The organism is Georgenia sp., from assembly GCF_054605595.1.
Genome location: NZ_JBTSDU010000152.1, coordinates 1 through 6,460 on the forward strand (window position 1 = coordinate 1; position 6,460 = coordinate 6,460).

The 6,460-nt window shown below is 73.2% G+C and carries 7 protein-coding genes; 4 read left to right on the forward strand and 3 right to left on the reverse strand.

From position 1 onward, the window contains the following. Positions 1-325: 325 nt before the first annotated feature. The 3 genes from ACYC1Z_RS13505 to ACYC1Z_RS13515 are packed head-to-tail and all read left to right on the forward strand — an operon-like array spanning position 326 to position 3,668. Complete coding sequence (locus ACYC1Z_RS13505; RefSeq protein ID WP_461410043.1) at positions 326-505, forward strand: hypothetical protein; 180 nt, start codon at positions 326-328, stop codon at positions 503-505. Continuing rightward, positions 502-1,260, forward strand: a complete 759-nt coding sequence (locus ACYC1Z_RS13510; protein WP_461410044.1) for a beta-phosphoglucomutase family hydrolase — start codon at positions 502-504, stop codon at positions 1,258-1,260. The genes ACYC1Z_RS13505 and ACYC1Z_RS13510 overlap by 4 nt, the downstream gene beginning before the upstream one ends. Beyond that, a complete protein-coding gene (locus ACYC1Z_RS13515) occupies positions 1,257-3,668 on the forward strand; it encodes a glycoside hydrolase family 65 protein (protein WP_461410045.1) in 2,412 nt (803 codons plus the stop codon). The genes ACYC1Z_RS13510 and ACYC1Z_RS13515 overlap by 4 nt, the downstream gene beginning before the upstream one ends. Before the next feature lie 31 nt (positions 3,669-3,699). On the opposite strand, the gene ACYC1Z_RS13520 is transcribed toward ACYC1Z_RS13515, so the two are convergent. Continuing rightward, positions 3,700-4,131, reverse strand: coding sequence for an ABC transporter substrate-binding protein (locus ACYC1Z_RS13520; RefSeq protein WP_461410046.1), 432 nt, complete (start codon positions 4,129-4,131; stop codon positions 3,700-3,702). Between the two features lie 129 nt (positions 4,132-4,260). On the opposite strand from ACYC1Z_RS13520, the gene ACYC1Z_RS13525 reads away from it, so the two are divergent. Further along, entirely contained in the window at positions 4,261-4,659 is a 399-nt protein-coding gene (locus ACYC1Z_RS13525) for a pyridoxamine 5'-phosphate oxidase family protein (protein WP_461410047.1), read from the forward strand. A 99-nt stretch (positions 4,660-4,758) separates the two neighbouring features. Here the strand turns inward: ACYC1Z_RS13525 and ACYC1Z_RS13530 are convergent, their stop codons facing one another. Continuing rightward, complete coding sequence (locus ACYC1Z_RS13530) at positions 4,759-5,691, reverse strand: hypothetical protein (protein WP_461410048.1); 933 nt, start codon at positions 5,689-5,691, stop codon at positions 4,759-4,761. 297 nt (positions 5,692-5,988) lie between these two features. Beyond that, on the reverse strand, positions 5,989-6,460 hold a 472-nt coding region (locus tag ACYC1Z_RS13535), incomplete at its 5' end, for an MMPL family transporter (RefSeq protein ID WP_461410049.1).

The following is a 6,460-nucleotide window of genomic DNA, read 5'->3' on the forward strand; positions in this document are numbered from 1 at the left end:
AGCCGGTTCGTGCGTGGGAGCACCGAGGTGGACGTGACCCTGCCCGGAGGGACCCCGGCCACCGCCGTCGCCGGCGGGGCGGCGCCCCTGGGCGCGAGTGCGCAGGTGCGCCTGGACCCGACCGCGACGGCGGTCGTCCAGGCGTCGCCGTAGCCGCCGACCACGGCGACGTCTGGCGCGAAACCGACGAGGAGGCCCCCGCGCGGCAGGCGCCCCGCCCCGGTGGCCGCCGCCGTCCGCGTCGCCACGATCTCCACCCCGCGAGCGCAGGTGGCCCGCGGGCGGGCAGAATGCCGGGAAGGAGTCGTCCCGAGGAGGGGAGCCGATGGCACCGGTCACGCAGCTGATGGTCAGCGGAGAGAGCCGCGACGCCCGCACGGACCACCACCTCCACGTCGTCCCCCGCGCCGGGCCCGAGCGCGCCGACCTCGACCCCGCGCTCGGGCGCCGGCGCACCGTCCCAGCCCTCGTGCCGGGCTCCGCCCGGGACAACCTCCGACGATGAGCACCGCGACCCGGAGCCCGCGGCTCGGCCTGCCCGCCGGCGTGACCGCCTGCCTCTTCGACCTCGACGGCGTCCTCACCGACACCGCCGCCCTGCACCGCCGCGCGTGGAAGCAGGCGTTCGACACCTACCTGCGCGAGCGGGCCACGCGCACCGGCGAGGCGTTCGTGCCCTTCGACGCCGTGGGCGACTACGCCCGGCACGTGGACGGCAAGCGGCGCGCCGACGGCGTCCGCGACTTCCTCACCAGCCGCTCGATCGTCCTCCCCGAGGGCGAGGTGGCTGACCCGCCCTCCGCCGAGACCGTCCGCGGCGTCGGCAACGCCAAGAACGCCCTGCTGAACCGGCTCATCGCCGAGGAGGGCGTCACGGTCTTCCCCGGTAGCCGCCGCTACCTCGCTGCCGTCCGCGGCGCCGGGCTCGCCACCGCGCTCGTCTCCTCCAGCGCGAACGCGGCGCGGGTGCTGGAGGTCACCGGGCTGGCCGCGCACCTGGATGTGCGGGTCGACGGCGTGACGGCCCGCGAGCGTGCGCTGCCCGGCAAGCCCGCCCCCGATCTCTTCCTCGAGGCGGCCCGCGAGCTCGGGGTGGCGCCCGGCGCGGCCGCCGTGTTCGAGGACGCGCTCGCGGGCGTGGCCGCGGGCCGGGCCGGCGGGTTCGGCCTCGTGGTCGGGGTGGACCGGCTCGGGCAGGCGGAGGAGCTGCGCCGCGCCGGTGCCGACGTCGTCGTCGAGGATCTGGAGGAGCTGTTGTGAAGCCGCCGGTGGAGGATGCGGAGGGACGCCGAGCGAACCTGCCCGTCGATCCCTGGTGCCTGCGTGAGCAGACCCTCGACCTCGAGCATCTCGGGCAGACGGAGTCCCTGTTCGCGGTGTCCAACGGGAACATCGGGCTGCGCGGCACCTTCGACGAGCGGGAGCCGCACGACACCCACGGCACGTACCTCGCGGGCTTCTTCGAGAACCGTCCGTTGCCCTACCCCGAGGGTGGGTACGGCTACCCGGAGTCGGGACAGACGATTGTGGACGTCACCAACGGCAAGTCGATCTCGTTGCTGGTCGACGACGAACCGTTCGACGTGCGCTACGGGACGACCCTCGCGCACCAGCGCAAGCTCGACCTGCGGGCCGGCACCCTCAAGCGGCGGGTGGAGTGGGTCTCGCCCGCCGGCAAGCGGGTGAAGATCCGCTCCACCCGGCTCGCGTCCTTCGCCCACCGCAGCGTCGTCGCGATCGCCTACGTCGTGGAGGCCGTCGAGCCGGTACGTATCATCCTGCAGTCCGAGCTCGTCGCGAACGAGGCGGCACCGCAGCCGTCCAGCGACGACCCGCGGGTGGCGGCCGCCCTGGAGCGCCCGCTGCTGCCGGAGAGCCAGGACGTCGAGCAGTCCGGCGCCGTTCTCGTCCACCGCACCCGGAGCAGTGGGCTGCGGGTCGGTGCGGGGATGGACCACGACGTCGAGTGCGACGCCCAATTCGAGGTCGAGAACGAGGCGCGGGAGGACTGGGCGCGCACCACTGTGGTGACCGTGCTGGAGCCGGGCGACCAGCTCCGGGTGGTGAAGTACCTCGCCTACGGCTGGTCGGCCAGGCGCTCGGTGGCTGCCATGCGCGACCAGATCGCGGCGGCGCTGACGAGCGCCCGCTACGCCGGCTGGGGCACGCTCAAGCGCAACCAGCGCGAGTTCCTCGACGACTTCTGGGAGACGGCCGACGTCGTCGTCGACGGTGACCCGGTGATCCAGCAGGCTGTGCGCTTCGCCCTCTTCCAGGTGCTGCAGGCCGGCGCCCGCACCGAAGGCCGGGCGATCGGCGCGAAGGGGCTGACCGGCACCGGTTACAGCGGGCACGCGTTCTGGGACGTCGAAGGGTTCGTGCTGCCGGTCCTCATGCTCACCATGCCGGAGGCGGCGAACCATGCGCTGCGTTGGCGCGCCTCCACCCTCGACCGGGCCCGGCGGCGGGCCCGCCTCCTCGGCCTGCGGGGCGCGGCGTTCCCCTGGCGGACGATCGACGGCGACGAGACGTCCGCCTACTGGCCGGCCGGGACCGCCGCCGTCCACGTCAACGGCGACATCGCCCGGGCGTTCGAGGAGTATCGGCTCATCACCGGGGACGTCGAGCTGGAGCGCGAGCATGGCGTCGACGTCCTCGTGGAGACGGCCCGGCTGTGGGCCTCCCTCGGGCACCACGACCGCCACGGGTGGTGGCACCTGGACGGCGTCACCGGGCCCGACGAGTACTCCGGGGTGAGCGACGACAACGTCTTCACCAACCTCGTGGCGGCGGCGAACCTGCGCAGTGCCGCGGACGCCTGCCTGCGCAACCGGGAGAAGGCGGACGAGCTCGGGGTGACGGCACAGGAGCTCACGGCGTGGTGGGCCGCGGCCGACGCCGTCTACCTCCCGTTCGACGAGGAGCTGGGCATGCACCCCCAGTCGGAGAACTTCACCCGGCAGGGCGAGTGGGACTTCGACACCGCCGAGTACCCGCTGCTGCTCCACGCGCCGTACTTCCAGCTCTACCGCCGACAGGTGACGAAGCAGGCCGACCTCGTGCTGGCCATGCACTGGTTCCCGGACGCGTTCACCGCCGAGGAGAAGGCCCGCAACCTCGACTACTACGAGCGGCGCACGGTGCGGGACTCCTCCCTGTCCGCGTGCACCCAGGCGGTGGTGTGCGCGCAGGCGGGGCAGACCCGGCTGGCGTACGCCTACCTCCACGAGGCCGCGCTGGTGGACCTGCACGACATCAACGGCAACACCCGTCACGGGCTGCACATCGCCTCGCTGGCCGGTGCCTGGACCGCGTTGGTCGAGGGGTTCGGGGGGTTGCGCCGCGACGGGGAGCTCATGCGGCTGGAGCCGGTGCTGCCGGAGCCGATCTCACGGCTGGCGTTCGGGGTGCGCTGGCGCGGGCATCGGGTGCGGGTCGAGATCACGCACGACGGCATCGAGGTGTCCCTGCCCGGCCAGGACGACGCCGAGCTGGTGGTGTTCCTCTACGACGAGCGGGTGGAGCTCACCGGGGCGACACCGGTGCGCCGACCGCTCCGGGCTCGTCGGCCGTTGCTCCCCGAGCCCACGCAGCCGCCGGGGCGGGCGCCGCGGCCGCCGGCGCGGGTGTCGCCACCCAGGCCCGGAGCGCGCTCGCGGGCCCGGTGAGCTGCGCGTCCGGTGCCATGAGAGTCACCTGCTACCTCCCGAGCAGCGCGTCGAGGTCGACGTCCCCCGCGAGCAGGCCGTCGTGCTGGCCGAGCTCGGCGAAGATCGCGAACGTCGCCTCGCTGACCTCGGTGTCCCACGCCGACAGGATGAGCTGCTCGGCGAGCTCCGGCGTGACCTCGAGGTACGTGGGCAGGATGGCCGCGCCGCCCTGACCGGTGCTGAGCTCCAGCTCGAGGCCCTCCTCCTCGAAGAAGTTTTGCGCCATCCCCACGTGGACCGGGGCGACGTCGATGATCGGGATCAGGCCGAGCGTCACCGTCGTGACGCCGCCGGCCGCCGCGGCGGTGGTGCCCTCGGCGGAGTCGGTGCCGGGATCAGGTTCCTCGCCGCCGCAGGCGGACAGCGCGACCACGAGGACCGCGAGCACCGCGAGAGGAGTGCTTCGTCGTCGTAACCGCATGGGTTCTCCCCAGGATCATCGTCGATCCGCCGTCCGGTGGCACCGGCGGGCCCCTAACCTAGTAGCGGGGGGCGGACCAGCCTGAGGGTCAGGGTTGCCAGGTCTTGACTCCCGGATCGGAGAGTCGCCGTGGAGAAGGGGCCGTACGTCGAGAAGCTGTCCCGGCACGAATGCGTCCAGCTGCTGTCGTCGGTGTCCGTCGGCTGGATCGCGTACTGCCGGGCGGAGGGTCCCGGTATGGTCCCGGTGAACTTCGTCCTCAACGGCGACGAGGTGGTCATCCGCGCGCTCTACAGCGACAAGCTCGTCGCGGCGGCGCGGGACTCCGTAAGGAGCGTCGGGGCCTCGACGCTGGACATGGCGGCGCGCACCGGCTGGAGCGTGAACGTGACGGGCCGGACGGGGTTCGTGGGGGACCCGCTCGTGAATCCGTCCCTGCCAGATGTGCAGTCCTGGATCCCGTGGGAGCGCAACGTGCTGATCTCGGTGGCGATGGAGCACGTCAGTGGGCGCCGGCTCAGCCGCTGACGGTCGTCGTCGCGGTGCGGGCACCGGGGAGTGTCCTCGCTCGTCACGGTGGCGCGACGGACGAACGGCCGCTGGTCACGTGGGACCCGGCCGCGCCGGCTATGACCGCGGCGCCGGGCAGGACTGCGCGCCGCGCTGACGCTGCAGGAGCCCGAAGGACACCAGCCCGAGCGCCACGACGGCGATCCCGACGTCATACGGTGCCGAGCTCAGCAGGCCGCCGGCAAAGAGCGCGGTGACGCCGGCCACGGCGGCGCACGGACCGCAGCCGACGTCGACACCGCGGTTCCCGGGCAGGGGCACGTAGGTGGCGACGACCGCTGCGGCGACGGCGCCCACGAGGACGACCAGCACGGTCCACAGCGGTGCCCCCGGTGCCCAGCCGCCGGAGTTCTGGAACAGGAACCACGCGGTCGGGGGCGTGAGCACGAGCGCCGTCAGCACTCGCCGGCGCGGCCAGAGCTCGCGCAGGCTCAGCGTGGGATCGGGCTCGAGGGTGACGAGCCCGGGCGCACCCGTCGGGAGGGTGACGACGGTTGCCGGGGGGCCGGGGAGCCCGGCGTCGTCCACCGCCGCGTCGCCCGGCCCGACCCCGACGCCCACGCCGAGGCCGACGCCGTCGTCCGACCCGACGCCGAGGCCGACGCCGTCACCCGGTCCGACGCCGAGGCCGACGCCGTCGTCCGACCCGACGGCGAGGCCGTCGACCTCCGCGACGAGCCGGTCCAGGGCGGCGAGCCCGCCGGCCCGGTAGTCCAGCCAGCCGGCGGTGCCGATCCCGGTGGAGGTACGGGTGGCCCACGACCGTCGTGTCGTGAGCACCGACGCGCGCAGATCCGGTTCGGGACCGCCGACCCCGACATGAGCCCCACGGCGGACCTCGGTGAGGGCGGCGACCGCTCCCTCGTGGTACTTCACGGCCGGGACCGAGCCGTCGCGGGAGAGGTCGCAGAGCGAGCGGTCGCCCGCGGCGCCGCCGAGGGTCTCCAACGCGAGCCGGCGGTGGCGGTCGAGCAGTGCGGAAGCGATCACGGTCGGTCCTCCTGGTGGTGGGGACTCAGCGGCAGGTACAGCGCTGTGACGGAACGACGCCGGCCATCACGGCATCGACGTGCATGCCGCAGCCGGTCCAGGTGACCTTGCCGCAGCTGGAACAACGGGCGGGACTGCACATGGGTGTCTCCTCATGGATGGGAAAAGTGTCTCCCGGACGATACCCATGGGGGTATCGCCCTCGCAAGTGTCACGCCGTCGGGCGCGGCCGAGCCGATGTCGGGGGCACGGCGTCGCCACGGGCTTGCACCACGGGTGTGTACCGCGGGTACGGGCCTACACGCGTGCCTCGACCAGGACGGGCTGGTCGTCGGTGTCGTCGGTGTCGTCGCCGGCGGCACGGACACCGGGGGCGACGGAGGGGCCCTCGACGCTGAGGTGGGGCAGGGCTCGGTCGAGCCAGCCGGGCAGCCACCAGTTGGCACGGCCCAGGCGGTGCATGAGGGCCGGGACGATGAGCATGCGGATGACGAAGGCGTCGAGGAGGACGGCCGAGGCCATGCCGAGGCCCATGAGCTTGATGGTGCGGGCGTCGCCGAGCACGAAGGCCCCGAAGACGAACACCATGATCGAGGCGGCCACGACGATGACCTTGCCGGTGGCGGCGTGACCGGTCCGGACGGCGGTGGCGTTGTCCCCGGTGCGGATCCACTCCTCGTGCATGCGTGAGACCAGGAAGACCTGGTAGTCCATCGAGAGCCCGAACAGGAGCGCGAAGAGGATCACGGGCAAGAAGGGTTCGATCGGC

Bases quoted from the DNA above. Each gene is read 5' to 3' on its own strand.
- ACYC1Z_RS13505 (WP_461410043.1), top strand. From the start codon at position 326: ATGGCACCGGTCACGCAGCTGATGGTCAGCGGAGAGAGCCGCGACGCC.
- ACYC1Z_RS13520 (WP_461410046.1), bottom strand. From the start codon at position 4,131: ATGCGGTTACGACGACGAAGCACTCCTCTCGCGGTGCTCGCGGTCCTC.
- ACYC1Z_RS13510 (WP_461410044.1), top strand. From the start codon at position 502: ATGAGCACCGCGACCCGGAGCCCGCGGCTCGGCCTGCCCGCCGGCGTG.